The sequence below is a fragment of the Pseudoroseomonas ludipueritiae genome (assembly GCF_014490445.1).
Lineage (GTDB): Bacteria > Pseudomonadota > Alphaproteobacteria > Acetobacterales > Acetobacteraceae > Pseudoroseomonas > Pseudoroseomonas ludipueritiae.
The window spans coordinates 1-1,028 of record NZ_JACTUZ010000354.1 but is presented as its reverse complement, the minus strand read 5'-3'; the positions used below and the strand labels follow the sequence as shown (position 1 = coordinate 1,028).

1 protein-coding gene is annotated in these 1,028 nt (G+C 75.9%); it reads right to left on the bottom strand.

Translation table 11 applies throughout. From position 1 onward, the window contains the following. On the bottom strand, positions 1-1,028 hold a 1,028-nt coding region (locus IBL25_RS26335), incomplete at both ends, for a dihydroxyacetone kinase subunit DhaK (RefSeq protein ID WP_187781375.1).

The window sequence follows — 1,028 nt, the reverse complement described above, 5'->3', positions numbered from 1 at the left end:
ACCGCCGCGCTCCAGGCCGTGGCGGCGGGCTCGCCGCGCGCCAGCGTCGCCTGGAAGGCCTCGGCCGCCGGGTGCAGCGCGTCCAGCATGGTGCGGTCTCCAGGCCGGGCACCGCCGAGTTCTCCGATGGCTTGCACGGCCTGGGAAAAGGCTTCGGCCCAGTCGGCGGCACCCGGCGCCGGCCCCAGCCGGCGGGCGGCGCGCAGGAGGGCCGTGGCATAGAAGGGGCCGGAACTGCCGCCGATCGCCCGGCGCAGGCATTCGCCGAGCTGCCGCAGCGCTTCCTCCGGATGGGCGAAGCTTACGGGCGGCAGGGCACGGATCGCCGCCGCGCCGCGCGCCATGCTGATGCCGAGGTCGCCGTCCCCTGCCTGGCTGTCCAGGCGGGTCAGCTCGGCCTCGTTCTGCTCCAGGGCGCCAGCGGCGGCCAGGATGGCCTCGCGCAGCACTCCGGCCAGCGGGCCTGCGGCCATTGCCGGCGGCGCCTGCCGCGGCACCGGTGCGGCGATGACGCGGCGTTGCGGCGCGATCCTGCTGCCGGCCACCCAGGCCGGAGCCTCGGCTGGCGCATCAAGCAGGGCCAGCCGCGCGTCATCCACCACCATCAGCGACAGGGAGCAGCCGGGCATTTCCAGCGCGGTCAGGAAACTGCCCGTCCAGGCGCGCTCCACCACCAACCCCTGCCCGCGCAGCCAATCCAGGGCGGCGCGCGCGACGATGGCCAGTTCCATCGGCGGCGTGCCACCCAGCCCATTGACCAGCAGCACCACGCGGGTACCCGGCTTCAGGTCCAGGTCGGCGGCGATGGTCCGCAGCAGCAGAGCCGCGAGGGAATCGGCTTCCTGCACCGCGCCCCGCGCCACCCCCTGCTCGCCATGGATGCCAAGGCCGAGCTCGATCTCGCCCGGGGCCAGCTCGAAGCCTGGCGTCCCGGCGGCGGGCACGGTGCAGGCGCCCAGCGCCACCCCCATGGTGCCCAGGGCCCCGGCGGCCTCCCGCGCCAGCCGGGCCACCTCCGCCAGCGGCTT